Origin of the sequence: Maridesulfovibrio zosterae DSM 11974 (assembly GCF_000425265.1) — a bacterium.
Lineage (GTDB): Bacteria > Desulfobacterota > Desulfovibrionia > Desulfovibrionales > Desulfovibrionaceae > Maridesulfovibrio > Maridesulfovibrio zosterae.
In genome coordinates, this window is record NZ_AUDC01000010.1 from 412,600 (window position 1) to 434,249 (window position 21,650).

Genomic DNA, 21,650 nt, shown 5'->3' on the forward strand with positions numbered 1-21,650 from the left:
TACTAAAATTTTAAACCAGTCATGATCGAAAAATCTCAACAACTGTTGTATCATCATTGGGAGGAGTTTCTCCACGCCACCCAGAAACTGCTTTCAGCAATTCTTCACCAAGTGGAGGGTCGCCGGCTCCTTGTAAGGTATTAACAAGCCGCTCTTCTCCAAAAAATTCACCATCAGCTCTTCGTGCTTCATCAACACCATCAGTAACAATGATCATAGACTGACCTTTTTCAAGCACAAACTCAGTAGTTCCAAAATCCCCGTCATCCAGAATTCCAACGGGTAAACCAAAAGGTCTTTCAACTTCTGTAACTACGCCATTATCTACAAGTAAAGGGGCAGGATGTCCTGCAACTGCATACTCACACCTTCCACTTTCAGGGTGGTAGCGAAAAAGAACCATAGTAGCAAAAACTTCACCATTCATGAACTCCCATGCTCCTGCATTTACCGACTTAAGCATATCACCGGGAGTTTTCTCATTTAACGCTTCAGCTCTGATACGGGTCCACAGTGCAGACATGATCAAAGCTGCAGGCAACCCTTTACCAGCTACATCTGCAACATAAATATACCAGCTTCCGTCAGAGTTCGGTATAAAATCATAAAGATCTCCTCCTACAAACTGAGCAGGAACCGAACTCCCCCAGATATAATTACCATTGTCAAGCTCAGGCTGTTTAGGATTAAACTGCTTTTGAATTCGAGAGGCCGCTTCTAGCTGCGTTTCAAACTTCAGCTGATTCAGTCTCTGAACCAAAAGTTCAGATCTAACCAAAGCAACACCTGCAAGATGACCGAAGCTTTCTAATAATTCCTGATCTTCAACAACAAAACACTCTTTATCAATCGAATTTAAAACCTGAACAACACCGAGCAATTTTTCTTTATGAATAATTGGTACACATAGTATACACCTAGTTTTAAAGCCTGTCTTCTCATCTGCAACTTTTGAAAAACGATTATCATTCTGCGCATCAGTAACATTAACTGACTTTTTATTCTCAGCAACCCACCCGGCAATGCCCTGTCCCAGAGGTAGTTCAAATCCGGTCTTGAGCTCCTTCATTTTTTCTTCGCCCAGTACATCATTCATAGCCAAGGCGAAACGCAGTACATTCTTTTCCTCCTCATACAACATGATAGACGAAGCTTCAGCACCAGTTACATCCTGAGCCAACCTCAGTAACTGCGGAAGCAAATCTGTTAGAGAATCAATGCTCGCCAGAACCTCATTCGCCCGAATCAGCTGTTTTAGTCTACCCGCCTGACTGCTCAATTTCCACTCCCGCTCTTGTACCCAATTAACAATATGTTATTTTAACTCATGCCTGAATAGGATAATGTTATTAAATACAAATTAAATACTAGGATGATTCACTCCAGTTATTAACCTCTGGCTTAGGCCAGTCACGAACAGCTTCTGCCAACTCTTCAACAGTTACTGTTGCAGCTCCAACCTGACCGACCACAATCCCCGCAGCATAATTTGCAAGTATAGCTGAAGTAAGTGGATCAAGACCTGATGCCAGTCCTAGTCCAAGCGTTGCGATCACAGTATCACCAGCACCTGTCACATCAAAGACCTTACGGGCAAAAGTAGGGACATGCTTAACCACATTACTGGACTCAAAAAAAGCCATACCATCCCCACCCAGCGTGATAAGCAGATGAGTAGGGCTGAGACGGTCGAATAATCTGCGTCCAGCTTCAAGCACATCCGCCTTATTATTTACAGCCATTGATGCGCCCTCCCCAGCTTCTTTTGAGTTAGGAGTGAGCATTGTGACAGATTTGTAGCGATCATAATTAACCGTCTTGGGATCAACAAGAACATGAGGCTTATGCTGTTTCTTTTCAAGTAGCTCCCAAAAACGGGCAAAAAACTTTTCAGAAAGAGCCCCTTTCCCATAATCAGAAAGAATCACAACTTTAAAATCACAAATTTCTTTTTCAAGAAAAAGAAACAATTCATCCAATAAGGCATCAGAAAAATCAGAGTTTTTCTCACGGTCCACTCTGACCATTTGCTGATTATGAGCCATAACGCGTGTTTTCTTAGTAGTCGGCCTGTCATCAGCATTTTGCAAATAACACTTTATTCCAGATTCAGAGCAAAGACGATTAAAAAGCCGCCCCTCCTCATCTGCCCCCACAAATCCAATGAGATGAGGTTCACCACCAAGCGAAACAATATTACAAGCAACATTCCCTGCTCCGCCAAGGAGGTATTTTTCCTCTGTAACCTGCACAACTGGAACGGGAGCTTCAGGAGAAATCCTATCAACGGAACCTATCACATAATGATCAAGCATGACATCACCAATGATCAAAACTTTCTGCCCCTGAAGACTTGGGAGCACACTCAATATTTTTTTATCCATTTTTTAATTGTTCCTGTTACACCTATTCTATGAACGCAGCTCAAGAATGGCCACAAGCCGTTCAAGCTCTTCTTCAGATGAAAAATTAATTGTCATTTTACCCTTGTTGTGAGATCCGCTAAAAACAATTTTCGTCTCAAGAGCAGATTCAAGCCGCCCTTTAATTCTTTCTAAATTTTCATCTTTAGATTTGGGTTCTTTCTTTTTGGGCTTAGCTTTTACTTCGTCACCAGAGAGTGGCATTTTCGGAAGTTTGCCATTTTCCTTAAAATACGAAGCAGCTCCTTCAGCCTGACGCACAGACAAACCTTCTGACATGATAAGCTGAAACAACTCTTCACGGACTGCGTCATCTGCCACAGCCATTAATGCCCGGCCATGACCTGCAGATATTTTGCTCTCCCCGATAGCCCCCTGAATAGATTCTGAGAGAGTCAGTAAGCGCATTGAATTGGACAGAGCTGAGCGGCTTTTCCCAACCTGTCTTGCTAATTGTTCCTGGCTGAGTCCAAATTTTGAAATCAACTCCTGATATCCAGAAGCTTCTTCTATGGGGTTTAAATCTTCGCGCTGCAGGTTCTCGATTAAGGCAATGGCCATGCTTTCAAGATCTGTCATGTCACGAATTACCGCAGGAATTTCATCCAGCCCTGCAAGCTTTGAAGCTCGAAGGCGGCGTTCACCGGCAACCAGCTCAAAACGATCTTTACGTCCAGCAACCGGCCTGACCAAAACAGGCTGTAAAACACCTTTTGCTCGAATTGATTCCGATAAATCTTTTAAAGCCTCGGCAGAAAATTCTTTACGCGGCTGATTTGGATTAGCCACAATCATGTCAATTTTAATTTGACGGGCATCAATAGCATTTTCATTATGATTTATACCAGAAACACCTGTACTGGATTGTGCGCCGCCAAGAAGGGCATCCAAGCCTCTTCCTAAACCGCCTGTTACACCTGCCATATTTATCTCCTTATATTTAACCTCCGCATGGGGAGGAACATAAATTTCCTTTGACTTGCCAGCAACCGTGATTAATGTATGCCTACACCATTTACAAATATAACGTCGGAGGCAACATGTCTAAAAACGATGATAGTCTTACAGAACTTTTCGACAAAGAAGGAAACCAGATAGGGGTCCTTATCAGTGCTGACTTATGGGCCCAAATAAAACCCCATATTAAGCAGTTCATTCCCTCTGAAGCACCTAAAGAACGTCCTGAACCTATCAAGGACTGGGAAATACTTAAAGAGTATTGGGATTTCCCCTACCCTGTTGATACTGATGTGCACTGTGAGCATTGCGGTACACGTACAGAGAACTGGGAGACAGACACTCCCCGCAAATTTAAACTTGCTTCCTGCAATCTGGGAGGATTGGTCTCTTTTAAATGCCAGCAATGTAATGCACGTATCGTCAAAAAACATTTCAAAAATGAAATTACGGTTGAATGCACCCCTTACATTGATGAAAAAAGCAAAAATATGGAAGCACGCTACTAGACCTGAAATAAATGAATCAATAAGGCCGACTTTGTAAAAAGTCGGCCTTTTCTTTTACTGCTGATCAAGCTCCGCATGTTTCTTCACAACTTCTTGTGCAAGATTCAAGTATGCAAGAGCACCATTTGATTTTGCATCATAAGATATCGCTGGTTTACCAAAACTAGGAGCCTCTGAGAGACGAACATTTCTTGGAATAATCGTCTCAAAAAGTCTATCAGGAAAAGCCTTTCGAACTTCATTTTTAACCTGACGAGCTAAACGGTTGCGGCGATCATACATAGTAAGTACCACGCCAAGGACCGACAAATCAGGATTCAATCTTTTCTTCACAAGCTCAAAGGTCATTAAAAGCTGAGCCATTCCTTCAAGGGCATAGTATTCTGTCTGCAATGGAACTAAAAGTTCTTTCGCTGCGCATAGTGCATTTACAGTTAGAAGCCCCAAAGAAGGAGGACAATCGAATATGATGTAATCATAATCTTCATCGACTTTCTCAATTAAATCTCTCAAATAGTACTCTCGACCGATCTTATCAATCAATTCAATCTCAGCACCTACCAAGTTCTGACTGGCAGGCATAAGAGAAAGAAACGGAATATCTGTTTGGTATATTGCGTCATTGACTCTGTCCGGTTCGAAAAGCACGGAATAAACATTTTCTCTTGAGTCACCTGGATAAAAACCCAGTCCGCTAGAACCGTTACCCTGAGGGTCACAATCCACGAGTAGGACTTTTTTCTCCATCACAGCCAAAGAGGCTGATAAATTGATGGACGTAGTTGTCTTACCTACTCCACCTTTCTGATTGGCTACTACTATTCTTTTTGCCACTTGAAACCACCTTGTTCATGAGATTTCAATTTTTTCATGTTTCACGTGAAACATTTATATTGATTTGACACAAAAACATCTTTGCCAAAGCTAGACTGAAAAAAAGTTTAAATCAAGGACACAGTGCAAGTTTACGGCCCCAATATAAAAATAATCATGCGAAGATCACATAAACAATAACAAATATAAGACTCTAAAATAATTTATAATTATATAATAAATCGAGCTTTGACAGCAAAAAAAAGGGCCGCAAAAAATGCGGCCCTTGAATTGGAAAAGATAAAATTAAACTTTATAATAATCTCTGTACCATTTCACGAATTTCTCAATTCCTTCTTCAACAGTGGTACAAGGCTTAAATCCAATGTCACTCATAAGGTTCTCAACGTTTGCATATGTTGAAGGGACATCTCCAGCCTGAAGAGGCATCATATTCTTTTCAGCTTTCTTTCCGATACAATCTTCAAGGACCTCAATATAACGCATAAGCTCAGTAGGCTGATTATTTCCTATGTTATAAATACGAAATGGAGCAGGACTTGTGCCGGGATCAGGAGCATCACCAGACCAATCTAGATTAGGTGTGGCTGGCTTCTTTAATACTCGGACGACCCCTTCAACAATATCATCAATATATGTGAAATCACGAAGCATTTTACCATGGTTGAACACATTAATCGGCTCATCCGCAAAAATAGCTTTAGTAAAAAGGAATAAAGCCATATCTGGCCTTCCCCATGGACCGTATACAGTAAAAAATCTAAGCCCGGTTGTAGGGATATTAAAAAGATGACTGTATGAATGAGCCATCAATTCGTTAGATTTTTTAGTAGCTGCGTACATACTGATAGGGTGATCGACATTATCATGAACGCTGAATGGCATTGAAGTATTAAGCCCGTAAACGGAACTTGAAGATGCGTACACAAGATGCTCCACACCGTTATGACGACACCCTTCAAGAATATTCATATAGCCGACTACGTTGGAATCCACATAAGCCTGAGGATTTTCCAAAGAATAGCGGACGCCTGCCTGCGCAGCTAAGTTAACAACATGAGTAAACTTCTCTTCTTGAAAAAGTTTCTCCATAGCAGAGCGGTCTGCCATATCCATGTAAGCGAAAGTAAATTTATCATTACCTTCAATTTGCTTAAGACGATTTTTCTTAACATTTACATCATAGTAATCATTAAGGATATCGAGGCCAACTACTTCATGACCTTCAGAAAGAAGACGCTTTGAAAGGTGAAAGCCGATAAATCCGGCTGCCCCTGTTACTAAAACTTTCATTCTTTATTGCTCTCTTGGACGTTTTTTTCTATTACCTCCCCCCCGCCGGCAATCGGTGCCAATGCTTTTATTAAATCAAGGGGAAGCGGAATTATAGTGGAAGATTTACCTTCAGCAGACATCTCACGAAGTGTCTGCAAATATCTTAATTGCAAAGCTTCTGGGTGAGCTGAAATAATTGCTGCGGCTTGTGAAAGTTTTTCTGAAGCTTGGAATTCACCTAAAGCATTAATAACCTTAGCACGACGCTCACGCTCTGCTTCGGCCTGCTTAGCCATAGCCCTCTGCATTTCTTGTGGCAAATCAATATATTTAAGCTCAACAGTGCTAACCTTTATGCCCCATGGATCAGTATGAGTATCAAGAATTTCTTGGATTTCATTGTTTACTTTTTCACGCTGGGAAAGGATCTCGTCAAGCTCGACGCCTCCACATACGCTACGCAAGGTAGTTTGTGCAAGCTGAGAAGTGGCAAACATAAAATCTTCAACTTCTAAAATAGCCTTGATCGGGTCTGTTACACGAAAATATACAACAGCATTAACCTTGATACTAACGTTATCTCTAGTGATAACATCCTGATTAGGTACATCTAAGGTCATAATTCTCAGAGTAACTCTGGTCAGCTTATCAATCACGGGAATCAAGATTATCAGACCGGGACCTTTAGCTTTTATTACCCTTCCAAGCCTGAAAATCACACCTCGCTCATACTCGTTCAAGACTTTCAGAGAAGTGATCACAAAAAATATAGCAAAGAAAAGAATCGGTAATAGATAAGTCATATTGCCTCCATATTTAAAGGTTATGATCATGATATTCAATGACCTTTAAGGTCAGCCCTGTTATCTGAGTAACCCTTACTTTGGAACCACGCTCAAATATAACATTTTCATCTGAAACGGCATTCCATATTTCACCCCGAACACGCACCTTAAGACGGCCATTTTTAAAGCTTAGAACCTCGGCCTCTAATCCAATAAGGGATTCTATTCCAGAATGGAGTCTACCTCGTTGAGATTTTGTAACTAAATATATCAGCAACCCTGCAAGAAAAGAAAATGAAACAACTGTACCTATAATAATTTCAACTGGTATGCCCTGCATCTCAGCTCCTCTAAAAAGTATTAGAGAACCAACAAAAAGGCTGACAATTGCTGAAATACTCAACAGACCATAACTGATTATAAAGATCTCAAGTATAAACAGGACTCCGGACAGGAGAATTAAAAGTAAACCTGCGGCATTAGTAGGCAAAATAGACAAAGCATAAAGTGAAGTCAAAAAACAAAAACCTCCAACAACACCTGGAAAGATTGCTCCAGGATGAGACAATTCAAAAAATAATCCTAAAATACCGCCAATCAGCAGATAGTATGCAACTTGAGGGTCAAGCAGCCATGATAATACAGAATACCTCAATCCGGGTTTATAAGTTTCAACATGCAAATTTTTTTTAGAAAATCTAATCTTTTGTTCGTGAATTAAAACACCTTTTGCTCCTAGCTGCTCAAGAAAATCATCCTGCGATGTTGCCAAAAAATTTATCACATTTAAAGCTGCAGCCTCCTGAGCGTTCAAACTGACTCCATCCTCAACTGCCGAGGCATACCAATCATAATTACGGTCTCTCTTGCGCGCAATCCCCTTGATCAGACTGACCAGATCACTCTTGACCTTCTTGTTCATGGTCTTCGGAAGATCATCACCAGAAGCGGTCACAGGAGAAGCTGCCCCCAAAGTTGTCCCGGGAGACATCGCTGCCACCTGAGATGCCGCCACAAGAAATGCTCCAGCAGATGCAGCATGAGCACCATCAGGACCGACCCAAATGCAAACAGGTATTTCACTATTCATGATCAGTTTAACCATATCGCGCATGGACGAACTAAGTCCACCGGGAGTATCAAGCCTGATCAAAATCAAATCATGATCACCATCACCTGCCTGCTCAACAATATTTTCAAGAAGACTTACCTGAGCAGGGCTAATACTCCCAACAACTTCGGTTGATAATACTCTGAATTTTTCATTGGCAAAAGAGTGCAACGAACTCAATAAAATAGTTATTGAAATAAAAAAGAGAAACCGGAAAATTCGATATGTACAAGTCATGATATTCTCCGCGAAGTAAAATTTTCTATATAATGACACTTCACGGAGAATAAATAAACAATAGATAAATTTATTGATACTAGAAAAGAGGAAGGCGGAGCAAAGAGATACAAAGAAGCTGTTGTTCTTCAGCTGGAAGAGTTTTCAAAAAATCAGGATCTTGCAACATAACAATCTGCACATCATTAACATGGGCTGAAGCAGCATTAGCAGGAGCTTCATTCGCGATAATAGACCGGGTCTGATCACCGAAGCATGCTACAAACTTTACATCATAATCTTTTACCCCTTTCCAAAAAATATCTGCCCTGTTCTCAAAGGTATTGCCATCCCACGTAGTACAGGGCCAAAAAGAAATTGCTCCTTTAGGCAGCCCCATGTACCCGATAAGAGACTGAAATAATTTACGGCGTTCAGCATCAGCCTGACCGGATAAATCCTGCCCAAGTTGAGAATAAGTCCAGAATATTTGAAGCCGCGAAGTAACGCGGGAAGCAATAGTACTCCATGGAGCAGGCCAGGAAGAAGCATCTGGTATACATCTTTCTTGATTCTGTGAAGGTTTACTCCGAGGAGGAATACGAGACGGTTTGGCTGCAGGTGTAGGCTGATGAAAACTACTTTTGGGTTCTACTGAAACAGACGGTTGTCCAGTACGGCCCTGTTGCTGGCTGCTGCCCCCCACATCACGAGTACGAGATGTGGCAGTAGGAAGATTCCTTTTTTGCAAAGAACCTGCGTTTTCTAACTGAGTTATTTCAGGAAGAGCTTCTTTAAAAATAAATTGCAACCCGTTTTGATACCACGGCCTTGCACTTTCAAGGACATTTAATTCTGCAGAAGGAGATCCCATATACGCCACGCTATTTCTGTTTTTGGAAGATTAGGCCATTCTTCATTGCGCCCTGCCCTGTCCAGCACATAGACTGAATTTGTAGAAGACTCAAATCCAGCCCCGGGCAGATTAATGGGGTTGGCAATGATAAGATCCAAATTCTTCTTCTCAAGTTTACTCTTGGCAGATTCGCGGATATTTGAAGTTTCTGCAGCAAAGCCGACTAACTCCTGATCATCACGTTTCATACTCCCAATAGTTTTTAGAATATCAGGATTAGTATCAAATTCTACAGAAAGATTTTCTCGACCGGACTTTTTAAACTTACCTTCACCATGAGGAATAGGCTTAAAATCGGCTACAGCAGCAGTTAAGCACCCGGTTGTACATTCAGGCCAGAGAGCAGTTGCAGCATCAAACATTTCCCGAGCAGTATCAACTTTAATCACGTTCATATCTTCAGGGAACCACCAATTAACAGGGCCTGATATAACGGTAACCTTTGCCCCTCGCAGCCATGCCGCCATGGCAATACTTGCCCCCATAAGTCCAGATGATGGATTTGACCAGAAGCGCACAGCATCCCACTTCTCACGGGTCGGCCCAAGAGTTATAAGTACATGCTTACCGCACATATCATCAGGAGATACAGCCCGTAATCCATGGACATAAATAGACTCAAGGGAAGCAAGACGACCTTTACCGTGATCTCCACATGCAACATCACCACAGTCGGGCCCGATAAATTCCACCCCTCTCTCAGCAAGGACTGCACAATTATGCTTTGTGGCAGGAGCATTCCACATATTGGGGTTCATTGCGGGAGCAACCAGCTTAGGACCGTTAAACGCTAAGGCCTGACACGAAAGCATATCATCAGCAAGCCCGTGGGTCATACGGGCGAGGATTGAGGCTGTTGCCGGACAAATTACCATAGCATCAGCAGCCTGCCCGGGCTCAAGGTGACCAAAAGTGTCATCCACAGTAGGAAACATTTTTTGCCAGACTTTAAAAGCACCAAGGGCCTCAAAACTGAGGCCCTTGATAAATTCCTGCGCTCCGTCGGTCAGGGTTACACTGACTTCTATTCCGGCCTTGCGGTACATACGCAGCAAGTCCAAAGACTTATATGCTGCAATAGATCCACAAACGCCAAGATGGATACGTTTTCCTAAAAAGCAGTCAAAATTTATATGTTCATTCATTATTTAATCGTCTGTTCGAGTACGCCACCCGCCTCAGGGACAGCACCGGATTTCATTTCAACAGCATAAATTTCTACTTCAGTGTTGTAAGAGCCATCAAAAATTCTAATTGTACAGCTCTTGTATGGCTTCTCAAAAGTGAGAGCAGATACAGTAGAAGTAAATGCACTGACCAGCGACCAGTTATCTTTACCCATCTGATTTTTGAAAAAATCAATTACGCTCTGATTCTCTACATGTCCTTTAAGAACAATTTTTCCATATTTGAAAAGCTGTCCATCTGCAACATAAGACTGATCAGGAACCCTGCTTAATTCGTTCGGAACAGCAATATCGTCAAATTCAGTGTACGGAACGAATTCTTCATAACTCTCAGAAGCACTGGAAGATGCAACCACAGGTGTATCAGAACTTGTATTAGTGGTAGTAATACAACCTGTCAAAGCAACGAAAAGAGCGGACACCAAAATAATTTTAATGTAAGTTTTCATATTTAATCCTCCGATTTTAATGCCAATGCATATTAAATTTTAGCCGGCCAATACCGGACGTTAGATATATTCTTTGTCACGGGTAGAATCTATATAGAGGATAATCTCTATATCTTCTAGACTTTTTCTACAGTCATGGTCACAAAAATCAAATGTACTGCCCTAACCATTAAGGCGCTTAATTTTATCTAAGAAATATTTTTCCATATCACGACGGTCCTTGCGCAAACGCATAAGTTCAGCTTCCATCACTTCCAGTTTATTACGCAATCCACTATTTTCTTGGGATAATTCAGATGTAGCAACTTCAAGTTCAATATCTTTCTGTTCAAGAGCATTTGTCCGTTCGTCATATTCTTCGGTAAGCGAGCGGATATCAAGCTGAGGAAGAGCCTTGATTTTTTTCTGACTGCGGGCAAGAAGAACAAAAGCTTTTTTGAGCTTATAAATATCTTCGCGCTGCTCTTCTATGATTGACTTCTGATCAGCAATAACTTCAAGTGACTTGCTCATCTTATCCATCATTTCAGTAAAAGCTCCGCTGAGCTCGGCCTGAATATTCATGGCAGGCTGAGCTGGAACAGCTCTTTCAGAAGGGCTTATTTCGATAGTGCGCGGATATTCAGAACGAAGCTGCTCTTCTATTTCTGTGGTGACCATGCCATCATTATAAAGAGTTACGATTCGCTTAAATATTTCTACGGCTGATTCAGGGTACTTGGTAACCCGACCCATTTTTTTACTGGAAAGAAAATCTTTAAACAGAGACGCATAACGTCTGGCTGTTGGAGCGGGAATCATTGTGATTTTGGATATTTCTGCGACTGATAACCATTTCATAGTTGTAACCCGAATTTCTTGATCAACGTGACAATCAAGCCTTCTGCTTGACCTTGCAATCAAAGCTTAACACTTTAATTGTAAACCTTAAGCTAGTTTGTTGAAAGATTCTTACCAGATTATCACCAATAATGAAAACTGAAAATATGAAGATAAAAAACGAAGACTATTTTTTGCAGAGTTATAACTTTGAGCTACCGGAAAAACAAATTGCTCAATGTCCAGCTGTAATGCGCCATGGATCAAAACTCATGGTGCTAGATCAAAAGACCGGTGAAACGGAGATTAAATCTTTTATAGATATAGTTGATCTGTTACCGGATGGAGCACTGCTGGTGGCAAACAATTCAAAAGTTATCCCGGCACGCATCTTTGGTAAAAAGCCTACCGGAGGACGGGTAGAATTTTTATTGCTTACCCCCCTGCCGCTTATAGAACCATCTGAATCAGAAGGAATAAAAAAAGCTATAGCAAAAGGTTTGTTGCGAGCATCTAAAAGCCCGAAAACAGGTGATACAGTAGTCTTTGAATGCGGTATGAAAATTACCGTTCTAGGCAAAGGTAAGTTCGGCTTATCCGAAGTAGAACTTGAATGGAAAGGTGATCTTAAGACAATTTTCGAAACATGCGGAAATATCCCTCTTCCACCATACATACACCGCGCTGCGGATGAAACAGATAACGAAAGATACCAGACCCTTTACGCATGTGATGAAAAAGCCGGCTCTGTTGCAGCCCCCACGGCTGGACTTCATTTCTCTGAAGAAATCAACAGCAGGCTGAAAGCCAAAGGAATTGAACGTGTCGAAGTCACTTTATATGTCGGATACGGTACATTCAGCCCGGTACGGGCCGAAGATATCCGTGATCACGAAATGCACGCAGAGTACATTGAACTGCCGGAGGAGACAGCTAAAGCCGTCATTAAGGCTAAAAAAGAGGGACGACCAGTAATAGCGGTAGGAACGACCTCGGCACGAACCTTAGAAGGAGCTTTCCAGCAGACAGGTAAGATTTGCGAATTTAAAGGAGAAACGAGTATATTCATCTATCCCGGCTTTGAATTTAAAGTTGTTGATCGTATGATTACAAATTTCCATTTGCCAGAATCATCACTTGTCATTATGATTTCAGCTCTCGCAGGTAGAGAAAATGTGTTAGCTGCCTACAAAAGAGCCGTGGATAATCAATTCAGATTCTTCTCTTACGGTGATTCCATGTATATCAAATAAATTAATAACAACTTATCACCGTCATTATTAATGAAAAATTTGCACCTAAGAGCAAATAATTATACATTGTCTCCCAGTTGCTACATTTTTATCATATGCTATTCACAAAATAAAGACGCACATGGTCCCAGCCCGTTGATATAACGGGCTTTTCTGTCACAGTAACAGGAGTTTAGGATGTCACGAGTAGAATTTTTGGATGAACGGTGTAAGGGCTGCCTGCTCTGTACCACCGTATGTCCAAAGCAAATCATAAGGCAATCCGACCGGTTCAACCAGCATGGATATAAAGTTGCTGAAGTTGCGGCAGAGGATATGGAAAAGTGTACCGGATGTACATCCTGTGCACTGATTTGTCCGGACATTGCTATCCGGGTTTTCAAAACTAAAAAAGCCAAAGGAGCACAGGATGGCTAAGAACGGCGAAAAGCTTTTTATTAAAGGCAACGAAGCCATATCTCGCGGAGCCATTGCAGCCGGTCTCAAGTGCTACTTCGGTTATCCGATCACTCCGCAGAATGATATTCCTGAATATATGTCCGCAGCTCTTCCCGCAGCAGGCGGAGAATTTGTGCAGGCCGAAAGTGAAGTTGCCGCAGCCAATATGCTCATAGGCTCAGCCTCATGCGGTGTAAGGTGTATGACTTCATCCTCTAGCCCCGGTGTTTCTTTGAAACAGGAAGCGATCTCCTATCTGGCAGGAAGCCAGCTGCCGGCAGTTATTGTTAATATGTCTCGAGGTGGACCGGGCCTTGGTGATATCGGCCCCAGTCAGGGCGATTATTTTCAGTCCACGAAAGGCGGCGGTCACGGTGACTATAGAACTCTTGTTCTGGCCCCGGGAACCTGTCAGGAAGCATATGATCTGATCATTGAAGCTTTTGACCTTGCATTCAAATACCGCAACCCGGTCATGATTCTTGGTGATGCCATTATCGGTCAGATGAAAGAACCCGTTATTACTTGGACTCCAGAAGAAAAAGCCCACGATGAAGGCCTTAACTGGCGCATTGAAGGAGCTGAAGGTCGTGATCATCGCATCATCAAATCACTGTTTTTAAGTGAAGGTTCTTTAGCAGAACATAACAAAACACTGCAGGACAAATATGATGATATGGCAAAGCACACCAAGCAGGAACTTTTCGAAACAGAAGATGCTGAACTTATCGTAGTTGCCTACGGTTCCATCGGACGTATTGTTAAGAGCACAATTAGAAAAATGCGTGCTCAGGGTCATAAAGTCGGTCTTTTCCGTCCTATCACCCTTTACCCCTTTCCTTCCCAGGAACTTAAGAGTCTTGCGGAACAGGGTAAAAAATTCCTGACTATTGAACATAACCTCGGTCAGATGGTTGAAGACGTACGTCTTTCCATTCGTACCATTAGAGACAGTGATTTCTTCGGCTTCATGCCCGGAAACCTGCCTACCCCCGACGACTTCGAGGAGCCAATCCTCAAAAGCCTTGGAGGGAAATAGATATGAGCGAACAAGAAATTCTGGCCTTTGACAAGGCTGACGCTATTGTTGATGTTCCAACTCACTACTGCCCAGGCTGCCAGCACGGAGTTGCCCAGAGATTGGCAGGTGAACTGCTCTCTGAAATGGGACTGACTGAAAACACACTTCTGGTGACATCTATCGGTTGTTCTGTGTTTCTTTACAATTACCTAAAAGTTGATAGCGTTGAAGCACCGCATGGCCGTGCTCCAGCAGTTGCAACAGGCGTTAAGAGAGCCCGTGGAGACAAATTTGTTCTCTCCTATCAGGGAGACGGTGACCTTGCTTCCATCGGCATGGCTGAAATTATGCACTGTGCCAACCGTGGTGAGAAAGTTTCCATCATTTTCGTAAACAACACAGTTTACGGAATGACCGGTGGTCAGATGGCTCCCACTACACTCGAAGGACAGAAGACAACAACATCCCCAGCCGGACGTAATCCAGCTAAAGAAGGTCTTCCTATCCGCATGGCTGAAATTATCGGCCAGCTGGGCGGAACTGCATACTCAGCCCGCGTGGCTCTTAACAATGTGAAAAACATTCGTAAGGCCAAAAAGGCTATGAAAAAAGCTTTTGAAGTTCAGCAGGCCGGTCTTGGATTCGGTTTTGTTGAGCTGCTGGCTACCTGCCCGACGAACTGGAGAATGACCCCGATACAGGCGAATGAAAGGATCGAAAATGAGATGATCCCTTACTTCCCTCTGGGTGTATATAAAGACGTAACGGCGGAGGACTAAGATGAGCAAATACCTCGACAGCATCATTGCAGGATTCGGTGGACAGGGCGTCATGCTCATCGGTAATCTGCTGGCATATGCCGGTATGAATGCCGGACTGAATGTAACTTACATTCCGGTTTACGGCCCCGAAATGCGTGGCGGAACCGCCAACTGTACAGTTGTACTCTCTGATGAAGAAATAGGTTCTCCGATCATTCGCAGTCCACATAGCCTTATTATTATGAACAGACCATCTCTGGATAAGTTTCAGCCTATGTTGATAGATAACGGCGTCCAGATCGTTAACTCATCCCTCATTGATAATGAACTGGTTGAAACTGACCGTATCAAATCATATTTAGTACCATGCAATGACATTGCAGATAAACTCGGTAATACACGTATGGCTAACATGGTTGCTCTGGGAGCATTTATCAAAGCTACCGGAATCATGGATCTGAAAGCTGTAATTGATTCTCTGGAAAACGTAATCTCAGCACACTACAGCCACCTGATACCCAAAAATGCTGAAGCTCTGCAGGCTGGAGCTGACGCCATCTAGCCTTATACCTCCAGCTTCAAACTGGAATTGAATAAGACTATTAAGGCCCGTACAGTATCTGTACGGGCTTTTTGATGACTCTTTACTAAAATAATTTTAACAATACTTTCCCCACATACGCAGCAAGACTCATAGACTTATGAAGAACAGTAGATTTAAGTTAAATTAACTTTAATTTTAAGCAATTAATTTTAAAAAAATGACATACACTCTACAATGGACCACAAATCGAATGTAGGAGGCAAATATGAGCGTTTTCATACCTGAGAGGTTATTCGGAATAATTGGACACCCACTTGGACATACCATGAGCCCCCGACTTCACAATTGGGCATTTGAACAATACAAGATTCCAGCCGTATACATGACTTGGCCAACCGCTCCTGAGAAAGTAAAAAATTTCATGCAAAGTTTTCGCAATCTGCCAATATCAGGTGCAAGCGTTACAATTCCTCACAAATTATCTGTAATAAACTACATTGATCAACTAACACCACGTGCGAAAGCAGTAGGAGCAGTAAATACACTATACTGGCGAAATGATCATATCGTAGGAGACAATACAGATACAGCAGGAGTATCCGAGCCTCTTAGACCACACTGTTCTCAAGTAAAAAAAGCTCTCTTGATCGGTGCCGGTGGAGCAGCCCGCGCCGCTATTTACGGACTTAAAAGTTTAAATATAAAGGAAATATTTATTACAAACCGTACTAAATCAAAAGCTGATGATCTCGCTAAAGAATTTAAAATATCAGTAATTGATTGGGATAATCGCGGAGATCAGCACTTTGATCTTATTGTAAACTCTACCGCACTGGGAATGTCCGGAAAATTTGAGAAGATCAACCCAATGATCATGGCTGAGCAGGACTCAAATACTATCATCTATGACTTAGTCTATAACCCTCTTGAAACAGCTTTAATTAAGGAAGCGACAGAAAAGGGATGCACAATAATTCACGGCATTGAAATGTTCCTGCACCAGGGTATTGAACAATTTAAAATCTGGACCGGCAAAAACATAGAGCCGCAAGCAGCCCGTCATTTATTGATGAAGCATTTATAATAAATTATAGATTTAAAAAAACTCGTCTGTTTAATGCTTAAAAAGGGTAGAAAGTGAAAATTAAATTTCACCATCTACCCTTTTTTAATATCTAAAAAACTTTATATTTAAACTTATTTGATCACAGGCAACACAACGAGAACTCTAACCAATAAAAATAGATTTAACATTAACAAACTCACGGATACCGTAAGTAGAGAGTTCACGTCCGTAACCGGAATTTTTAATACCGCCAAAAGGTAAAGGAGGACGGCTGCTGACGCGACCATTGACATAAACAAGACCAGCCTCAATCTGCCGCGCAAGTTTAAGACCTCTTTCCACGTCTTGTGTCCAGACAGACCCACCCAGCCCAAAAGAACTATCATTGGCCATTTGCATTGCCTGCTCATCATTTTCAGCACGAAATATCATAGCTACAGGACCAAAAAATTCTTCCCTGCTGACCTCAGAATCAAAGGGGATGTCACGTATAATTGTAGGAGGATAAAAAGCCCCAGCTCCATCAGGGATAACACCTCCCAATTCGAGCTTACCCCCAGCAGCAACAGCACGATCAACCTGATTTTGCAGGTCACTTCTGAACTCGATGGAAGCCATAGGTCCCATAACAGTCTCGTCATCAAATGGATCAGATGGCTTTACAGACTCCATATTAACTTTAAGCTTCTGAACAAATGACTCGTATACGTCCTTATGAACAATAAAGCGTTTAGCTGCAATGCACGCCTGTCCGGCATTTGAACAGCGTGAAGTAGCCCCTGTCAATGCAGCTTCATCGAGATCCGCATCTGCCAAAACTACAAATGCATCACTCCCCCCAAGCTCCATAACACTTCTTTTGAGTCGCGAGCCTGCTACAGCGGCTACTTTCCGCCCGGCGCTCTCACTGCCTGTAAGACAGACACCTATGACAGAATCATGATTAAGTACACTTTCAACCTGTCCAGTACCTATTAGAAGAGTTCTGAACACATTGTCAGGGAACAAACTTTTCTTAAATACTTCCTCTATAGCCAATGCACACTGAGGGACGTTTGAAGCATGCTTGAGAACCATTGTATTGCCTGCCATGAGTGTTGGAATAGCAATACGCAAAACCTGCCAGACAGGATAATTCCACGGCATTACAGCAAGAACAGTTCCTAAGGGAGCGTAATCGACATAAGCCTGCATTCCATCGACAAAATAGGGTTCACTTGTAAGCATGGACTCACCATGTTCAGCATAGTATTCGCAGACAGTTGCAGACTTTAACACTTCTGCTCTGCCAGAGCTTAAAGGCTTACCCATTTCCGTAGCCATCAGAAATGCAAATTCATCAGCACTGCTGCGCAAGACTTCAGCCATACTTTTTAAACAATCAGATCGATAAGAAAAAGTTGAATTTCTCCAGTCAGTAAAAGCTGAATGCACTGCTGAAACAACTTCAATTGTCCGTACAGGAGTCCACTCATCAAATTCTTTTTCAACCTTTCCAGTTGCAGGGTTGGTACTTTGAATAGCCATTATAAAACCATAACCTTGTTAAATTAATTGTGAGACTTTCAAAACATAGGTCTGTCTTAATAATCATTGTGAAAAAGACTTCTTTGCTAGAAAAAACAGCAAAAGTAAAAAAGAAAAAAGGCGGCTATTTAATAAATAACCGCCTGAAGTGATCAAATTAAGCCACTAAATTTATCTGACGTAAACCTTGAGCTTATCTCCTGGGCGAAGAATGCTCTTGGAATTCAAGCTGTTCCACCTCATTAGAGATGAGACTTTTACTCCGAACCTACGTGCAATCTTCCAAAGATTATCACCACGTCGTACGCTATAATTTACAAGCTCCTGCTTAACATTCTCAGCTTTGGCAATGGACTTTGCAGTCCTGCGGGCTGAGTTGTCAGGAATATACAGCTTTTGGCCTATTTTAAGCTTTGAAGAATAAAGACCATTAGCTCTCTTAAGGGTATTCACACTTACTTTATAACGACTGGCAATATCCCAGAGAGTATCTCCTGAACGAACCCTATAGTTGGCACGATTTTGGGCTGTACGACGAGTTTTACTCTTTCTTGCAGTGTATATCGCAGTTTTAGAGCCTTTCCCCGGAATCATAATAAAGCGACCGGGTCTAATAATATTACTTTTACGATTATTAACAGACTTAAGAACAGCTACCGGAACACCATAGCGGTGTGCTATGCGGTACCATGAATCTCCACTACGAATTTTGTACCGTTTATACCCAGCAAACGGACGCGCCCCTGGAGATTCAAGATAGTCAGCTGCGTCAGCCATAACCCGCTCAGGTAAGTAGGCATTAATAATCCCATCCGGCGGACTTACCTGCCTGCGAAAATGTGGATTCAACTTGTTAAATTCACTCCACTTCATGCCACATGCCTTAGCAAGGGCAAGAAGGTCGGTTCCACCCGGAACTTTAACTGTTTCAACCTTAATACCATTGGCCCAGTTAATATTGTCAAATCCGAGCTCATCAAGGTTTTTAAAGATCTTAGATATAGCGATAAACTTGGGTACGTAGTTTTTGGTCTCAGCCCTAAGTCTATAACGCCTGCTAAGTTTATAATTATTCTTAGTTAAATCGAAAAAATTGTCACAACCAGTCTTTTTCAGTGCGCGACCAATTTTGCCTTCACCGGCATTATACGCAGCAAGAGCAAGATGCCAGTCACCGAACATTTCATGAAGAACGCCCAAATACTTTACAGCAGCCTGAGTAGATTTATATGGATCACGGCGCTCATCAACCCACCAGTCAACCCGTAGTCCGTACTTACGACCTGTATATGGCATGAACTGCCACATTCCTGCAGCACCAACACGAGAATACGCCCATGCATTGTATCCGCTTTCAGCGAAAGGCAGCATGGCAAGATCCTGAGGCATATTGTTTTCAGAAAGAACCTGACGGACATATGGCAGAAAAGGTTCGGAACGTTTAAGCCAGCGATCAAATGTTTTACGGGCCTTATGAGTGAAAAAACCAAAATACTGCTGTACTTCTTTAGTATCATGCTCATCAAGATTGAAATAAATCCCGTTGCTGGATAACAGGGCTTTCTGCTCTTCAGGTGTAAGTGTTTCTGATTCCTGCGGAGCGGCTTCAAGTTCAGGATCGAGTGGCTCTACACCGGAATCAGCAACATCCTGATCTACTTTTTTTTCACTGTTATCAGCAGTCAGTACCGGAGTATCACATATTTCATTCTCAGCAACAGTAGCCCCTTTCGGCGCACAGCCAGCAAAAAATGCAAAAATAACCAAAAGAACAATTAACCGGAGCGAATTCGGCATCTTCGACCCCTTGACGCCATTGGCGACAGTCGTTTTGAATTTATCCATATAAATTTTAGAAAAAGTATAGATTTTAGTTGTTTATTTGTGAAATTTATTCACAACATGTTATAAATAAAGAATTTTAAGTATATTACTTTTAAGGGTACAAACTTAAGTAGAGCTATCCTAAACTAGAACGGTTTGCAATAGTAAACCAAAAGTAATAGGTTGCCGAAAACGGCTTAGCCACAAGGCTTTTACCCGTTTTAAAGATGAGGTCAACCGACACGTTTACTTCTATTGAATTTTAGATTTGTTGTAACAATGCTTATTAATTGCCCAATTCAAAGAAGCGAATTAACCCCATTTTATTTGATGCACTGGAATAAATATTAATTAACATATTTATCCAATTAGCATTTTTTCATATTTTTTAAGTATAAGGTAAAATTAGATGAAAAAAGATAGTAGAGAAGACGACAATACCATCATAGCAGGCCGTAATCCTGTCCAGGAGCTGCTTTTAGAAGCTCCGGAAAAGATTGACATGCTTTACTTGCAGAAAGGGCGTCAGGACAAGAATTTCGAAAGAACAATTCAGCGCTGCAAAAAATTTGGAATAAAATATAAAATTACAGATAAAATCGAACTGAACCGTGTATACGCCGGTAATCATCAGGGTGTCATCGCCAAAGTAGCTGCAATGTCATATACTGAATTTGATGATATGCTGGAAAATTTATCTGAAGCACCACTGCCGCTGCTTATTGTCCTTGATCAGGTCCAAGACCCGGGCAACATCGGTGTACTTGCCCGCTCACTCTATGCGCTCGGCGGGGCAGGAATAGTTACAGCCCGTCACGGTGGAGCTTTCCTCGGTCCTGCTGCAGTAAAATCAAGTGCTGGGGCTTTGACCCGTCTACCTGTAGCAAGAGTTGCGAACATAGCTCAATCACTAGATAAAGCTCTTGATATGGGAATTAATATCTATGGCGCCGGGCTGGCCGAAGATTCATCTTCAGCATACACAGCAGATATTCATCTTCCAGCAATACTTGTACTCGGTAATGAAGAAAAAGGTATTCGTTTCAACGTAGAAAAACGTTGCCAGAAAATGATACATATTCCCTTTCGACGGGATTTCGACTCTTTGAATGTAGCTCAGGCTGGAGCGATGCTTATCGGCGAATTCTCAAGAAGAAACTCGTAATATCCTTCCTAATTATACATGAGAATATCCCTGTAGGAAAAACCTGCAGGGATTTTTTATATTAAGTGAATTTAAATAAATTTATTTAATATAATTAGGCAAATTCAAAAATATATTTCGCGTAAAATCGATCATCTTATCCATAATCCAAGGAAAGGCAAAAAGCAGCGCAATAAACATTGAAACAATTTTCGGCACAAAAGTAAGCGTCATTTCCTGAATCTGAGTAGCGGCCTGAATAACTGAAACAAAAATACCGACCACTAACCCGACTCCCAACATGGGGAGAGCAAGTGTCAAAGCCAGTTCAATAGACTGCTTAGCAAATCCGATTACAAATTCAGGAGTCATAAAAGTGCCTCCAGAGGCTCTCTGCGGAAACAAAAATTTAATAAGCTTCGCGTAAAGTTTAATTATCTAACTCAGGTAAGATAACAGTTCTAAATCAACAATATCAAATAAAATTTATTAAATTATTACTTCACGCCACTTAAAACTAAAACCCGAGATACGAAACAAACTCTTAAATAGATTTCAGCTCCCATAGACGGACTAATCCTCTATTCACCA

At 41.8% G+C, this 21,650-nt stretch carries 22 protein-coding genes; 8 read left to right on the plus strand and 14 right to left on the minus strand.

The features are described from left to right. Window positions 1-19 precede the first annotated feature (19 nt). The 3 genes from H589_RS0102590 to H589_RS0102600 all read right to left on the minus strand — a co-directional run bounded on the left by H589_RS0102590 (window position 20) and on the right by H589_RS0102600 (window position 3,347). The gene (locus H589_RS0102590) at window positions 20-1,279 is read right to left on the minus strand and encodes a GAF domain-containing SpoIIE family protein phosphatase (protein WP_027720586.1); all 1,260 of its coding nucleotides are present in this window, start codon (window positions 1,277-1,279) and stop codon (window positions 20-22) included. Between the two features lie 88 nt (window positions 1,280-1,367). Then, window positions 1,368-2,384 (minus strand): D-glycero-beta-D-manno-heptose-7-phosphate kinase, encoded by a 1,017-nt coding sequence (rfaE1, locus tag H589_RS0102595; RefSeq protein ID WP_027720587.1) that lies wholly within the window; start codon window positions 2,382-2,384, stop codon window positions 1,368-1,370. A gap of 27 nt (window positions 2,385-2,411) precedes the next feature. Continuing rightward, window positions 2,412-3,347: a ParB/RepB/Spo0J family partition protein gene (locus H589_RS0102600; RefSeq protein WP_027720588.1), complete on the minus strand. Its 936-nt coding sequence runs from the start codon at window positions 3,345-3,347 to the stop codon at window positions 2,412-2,414. Between the two features lie 116 nt (window positions 3,348-3,463). On the opposite strand from H589_RS0102600, the gene H589_RS0102605 reads away from it, so the two are divergent. After that, entirely contained in the window at window positions 3,464-3,889 is a 426-nt protein-coding gene (locus H589_RS0102605; protein ID WP_027720589.1) for a hypothetical protein, read from the plus strand. A gap of 54 nt (window positions 3,890-3,943) precedes the next feature. Here the strand turns inward: H589_RS0102605 and H589_RS0102610 are convergent, their stop codons facing one another. From H589_RS0102610 to H589_RS0102645, 8 genes are all read right to left on the minus strand, one after another. Beyond that, window positions 3,944-4,723, minus strand: coding sequence for a ParA family protein (locus tag H589_RS0102610; RefSeq protein WP_027720590.1), 780 nt, complete (start codon window positions 4,721-4,723; stop codon window positions 3,944-3,946). 285 nt (window positions 4,724-5,008) lie between these two features. Next, window positions 5,009-6,016, minus strand: a complete 1,008-nt coding sequence (locus tag H589_RS0102615) for an NAD-dependent epimerase (protein ID WP_027720591.1) — start codon at window positions 6,014-6,016, stop codon at window positions 5,009-5,011. Then, complete coding sequence (locus H589_RS0102620) at window positions 6,013-6,801, minus strand: slipin family protein (protein WP_027720592.1); 789 nt, start codon at window positions 6,799-6,801, stop codon at window positions 6,013-6,015. Before H589_RS0102620 ends, H589_RS0102615 begins: the two co-directional genes overlap by 4 nt. Window positions 6,802-6,814: 13 nt before the next feature. Beyond that, a complete protein-coding gene (locus H589_RS18995) occupies window positions 6,815-8,131 on the minus strand; it encodes an NfeD family protein (protein WP_035074696.1) in 1,317 nt (438 codons plus the stop codon). Window positions 8,132-8,210: 79 nt separating this feature from the next. Then, window positions 8,211-8,984, minus strand: a complete 774-nt coding sequence (locus H589_RS0102630; RefSeq protein ID WP_027720593.1) for a hypothetical protein — start codon at window positions 8,982-8,984, stop codon at window positions 8,211-8,213. Then, window positions 8,960-10,171 (minus strand): bifunctional phosphopantothenoylcysteine decarboxylase/phosphopantothenate--cysteine ligase CoaBC, encoded by a 1,212-nt coding sequence (gene coaBC / locus H589_RS0102635; RefSeq protein WP_027720594.1) that lies wholly within the window; start codon window positions 10,169-10,171, stop codon window positions 8,960-8,962. The genes H589_RS0102630 and coaBC overlap by 25 nt, the downstream gene beginning before the upstream one ends. Beyond that, complete coding sequence (locus tag H589_RS0102640) at window positions 10,171-10,662, minus strand: hypothetical protein (RefSeq protein WP_027720595.1); 492 nt, start codon at window positions 10,660-10,662, stop codon at window positions 10,171-10,173. Before H589_RS0102640 ends, coaBC begins: the two co-directional genes overlap by 1 nt. A gap of 162 nt (window positions 10,663-10,824) precedes the next feature. Continuing rightward, the gene (locus H589_RS0102645; RefSeq protein WP_027720596.1) at window positions 10,825-11,502 is read right to left on the minus strand and encodes a hypothetical protein; all 678 of its coding nucleotides are present in this window, start codon (window positions 11,500-11,502) and stop codon (window positions 10,825-10,827) included. A gap of 146 nt (window positions 11,503-11,648) precedes the next feature. On the opposite strand from H589_RS0102645, the gene queA reads away from it, so the two are divergent. The 6 genes from queA to aroE all read left to right on the plus strand — a co-directional run bounded on the left by queA (window position 11,649) and on the right by aroE (window position 16,582). Further along, window positions 11,649-12,734, plus strand: coding sequence for a tRNA preQ1(34) S-adenosylmethionine ribosyltransferase-isomerase QueA (queA, locus tag H589_RS0102650; protein WP_027720597.1), 1,086 nt, complete (start codon window positions 11,649-11,651; stop codon window positions 12,732-12,734). A 177-nt stretch (window positions 12,735-12,911) separates the two neighbouring features. After that, the gene (locus H589_RS0102655) at window positions 12,912-13,151 is read left to right on the plus strand and encodes a 4Fe-4S dicluster domain-containing protein (protein ID WP_027720598.1); all 240 of its coding nucleotides are present in this window, start codon (window positions 12,912-12,914) and stop codon (window positions 13,149-13,151) included. Then, on the plus strand, window positions 13,144-14,211 hold the full coding sequence (locus H589_RS0102660; protein ID WP_027720599.1) for a 3-methyl-2-oxobutanoate dehydrogenase subunit VorB: 1,068 nt from the start codon (window positions 13,144-13,146) through the stop codon (window positions 14,209-14,211). The genes H589_RS0102655 and H589_RS0102660 overlap by 8 nt, the downstream gene beginning before the upstream one ends. 2 nt (window positions 14,212-14,213) lie before the next feature. Beyond that, on the plus strand, window positions 14,214-14,972 hold the full coding sequence (locus tag H589_RS0102665; protein ID WP_027720600.1) for a thiamine pyrophosphate-dependent enzyme: 759 nt from the start codon (window positions 14,214-14,216) through the stop codon (window positions 14,970-14,972). Between the two features lies 1 nt (window position 14,973). Next, complete coding sequence (locus tag H589_RS0102670) at window positions 14,974-15,516, plus strand: 2-oxoacid:ferredoxin oxidoreductase subunit gamma family protein (RefSeq protein ID WP_027720601.1); 543 nt, start codon at window positions 14,974-14,976, stop codon at window positions 15,514-15,516. A 247-nt stretch (window positions 15,517-15,763) separates the two neighbouring features. After that, window positions 15,764-16,582: a shikimate dehydrogenase gene (gene aroE / locus H589_RS0102675; RefSeq protein ID WP_027720602.1), complete on the plus strand. Its 819-nt coding sequence runs from the start codon at window positions 15,764-15,766 to the stop codon at window positions 16,580-16,582. A gap of 144 nt (window positions 16,583-16,726) precedes the next feature. Here the strand turns inward: aroE and H589_RS0102680 are convergent, their stop codons facing one another. Beyond that, window positions 16,727-18,091 carry an NAD-dependent succinate-semialdehyde dehydrogenase gene (locus tag H589_RS0102680; protein ID WP_027720603.1) on the minus strand — a complete coding sequence of 455 codons (1,365 nt, stop codon included), beginning with the start codon at window positions 18,089-18,091 and terminating at the stop codon, window positions 16,727-16,729. Between the two features lie 171 nt (window positions 18,092-18,262). Further along, window positions 18,263-19,888: a LysM peptidoglycan-binding domain-containing protein gene (locus H589_RS0102685; RefSeq protein ID WP_027720604.1), complete on the minus strand. Its 1,626-nt coding sequence runs from the start codon at window positions 19,886-19,888 to the stop codon at window positions 18,263-18,265. A 436-nt stretch (window positions 19,889-20,324) separates the two neighbouring features. Here H589_RS0102685 and rlmB point away from each other — a divergent pair, with 436 nt between their 5' ends. Continuing rightward, window positions 20,325-21,080 carry a 23S rRNA (guanosine(2251)-2'-O)-methyltransferase RlmB gene (gene rlmB / locus H589_RS0102690; protein ID WP_027720605.1) on the plus strand — a complete coding sequence of 252 codons (756 nt, stop codon included), beginning with the start codon at window positions 20,325-20,327 and terminating at the stop codon, window positions 21,078-21,080. 81 nt (window positions 21,081-21,161) lie between these two features. Here rlmB and fliQ read toward each other — a convergent pair whose 3' ends face one another. Further along, window positions 21,162-21,431: a flagellar biosynthesis protein FliQ gene (gene fliQ, locus H589_RS0102695; protein WP_027720606.1), complete on the minus strand. Its 270-nt coding sequence runs from the start codon at window positions 21,429-21,431 to the stop codon at window positions 21,162-21,164. Between the last annotated feature and the right edge of the window lie 219 nt (window positions 21,432-21,650).

What these genes read in the sequence shown, in the direction of transcription:
- H589_RS0102655 (WP_027720598.1), top strand. Translation starts at nt 12,912, where the DNA reads ATGTCACGAGTAGAATTTTTGGATGAACGGTGTAAGGGCTGCCTGCTC.
- H589_RS0102640 (WP_027720595.1), bottom strand. Translation starts at nt 10,662, where the DNA reads ATGAAAACTTACATTAAAATTATTTTGGTGTCCGCTCTTTTCGTTGCT.
- H589_RS0102620 (WP_027720592.1), bottom strand. Translation starts at nt 6,801, where the DNA reads ATGACTTATCTATTACCGATTCTTTTCTTTGCTATATTTTTTGTGATC.
- queA (WP_027720597.1), top strand. Translation starts at nt 11,649, where the DNA reads ATGAAGATAAAAAACGAAGACTATTTTTTGCAGAGTTATAACTTTGAG.
- H589_RS0102600 (WP_027720588.1), bottom strand. Translation starts at nt 3,347, where the DNA reads ATGGCAGGTGTAACAGGCGGTTTAGGAAGAGGCTTGGATGCCCTTCTT.
- H589_RS0102660 (WP_027720599.1), top strand. Translation starts at nt 13,144, where the DNA reads ATGGCTAAGAACGGCGAAAAGCTTTTTATTAAAGGCAACGAAGCCATA.
- rlmB (WP_027720605.1), top strand. Translation starts at nt 20,325, where the DNA reads ATGAAAAAAGATAGTAGAGAAGACGACAATACCATCATAGCAGGCCGT.
- H589_RS0102665 (WP_027720600.1), top strand. Translation starts at nt 14,214, where the DNA reads ATGAGCGAACAAGAAATTCTGGCCTTTGACAAGGCTGACGCTATTGTT.
- H589_RS0102685 (WP_027720604.1), bottom strand. Translation starts at nt 19,888, where the DNA reads ATGCCGAATTCGCTCCGGTTAATTGTTCTTTTGGTTATTTTTGCATTT.
- H589_RS0102680 (WP_027720603.1), bottom strand. Translation starts at nt 18,091, where the DNA reads ATGGCTATTCAAAGTACCAACCCTGCAACTGGAAAGGTTGAAAAAGAA.
- H589_RS0102630 (WP_027720593.1), bottom strand. Translation starts at nt 8,984, where the DNA reads ATGGGATCTCCTTCTGCAGAATTAAATGTCCTTGAAAGTGCAAGGCCG.
- coaBC (WP_027720594.1), bottom strand. Translation starts at nt 10,171, where the DNA reads ATGAATGAACATATAAATTTTGACTGCTTTTTAGGAAAACGTATCCAT.
- H589_RS0102615 (WP_027720591.1), bottom strand. Translation starts at nt 6,016, where the DNA reads ATGAAAGTTTTAGTAACAGGGGCAGCCGGATTTATCGGCTTTCACCTT.
- H589_RS0102670 (WP_027720601.1), top strand. Translation starts at nt 14,974, where the DNA reads ATGAGCAAATACCTCGACAGCATCATTGCAGGATTCGGTGGACAGGGC.
- H589_RS0102645 (WP_027720596.1), bottom strand. Translation starts at nt 11,502, where the DNA reads ATGAAATGGTTATCAGTCGCAGAAATATCCAAAATCACAATGATTCCC.
- rfaE1 (WP_027720587.1), bottom strand. Translation starts at nt 2,384, where the DNA reads ATGGATAAAAAAATATTGAGTGTGCTCCCAAGTCTTCAGGGGCAGAAA.
- H589_RS18995 (WP_035074696.1), bottom strand. Translation starts at nt 8,131, where the DNA reads ATGACTTGTACATATCGAATTTTCCGGTTTCTCTTTTTTATTTCAATA.
- fliQ (WP_027720606.1), bottom strand. Translation starts at nt 21,431, where the DNA reads ATGACTCCTGAATTTGTAATCGGATTTGCTAAGCAGTCTATTGAACTG.
- aroE (WP_027720602.1), top strand. Translation starts at nt 15,764, where the DNA reads ATGAGCGTTTTCATACCTGAGAGGTTATTCGGAATAATTGGACACCCA.
- H589_RS0102605 (WP_027720589.1), top strand. Translation starts at nt 3,464, where the DNA reads ATGTCTAAAAACGATGATAGTCTTACAGAACTTTTCGACAAAGAAGGA.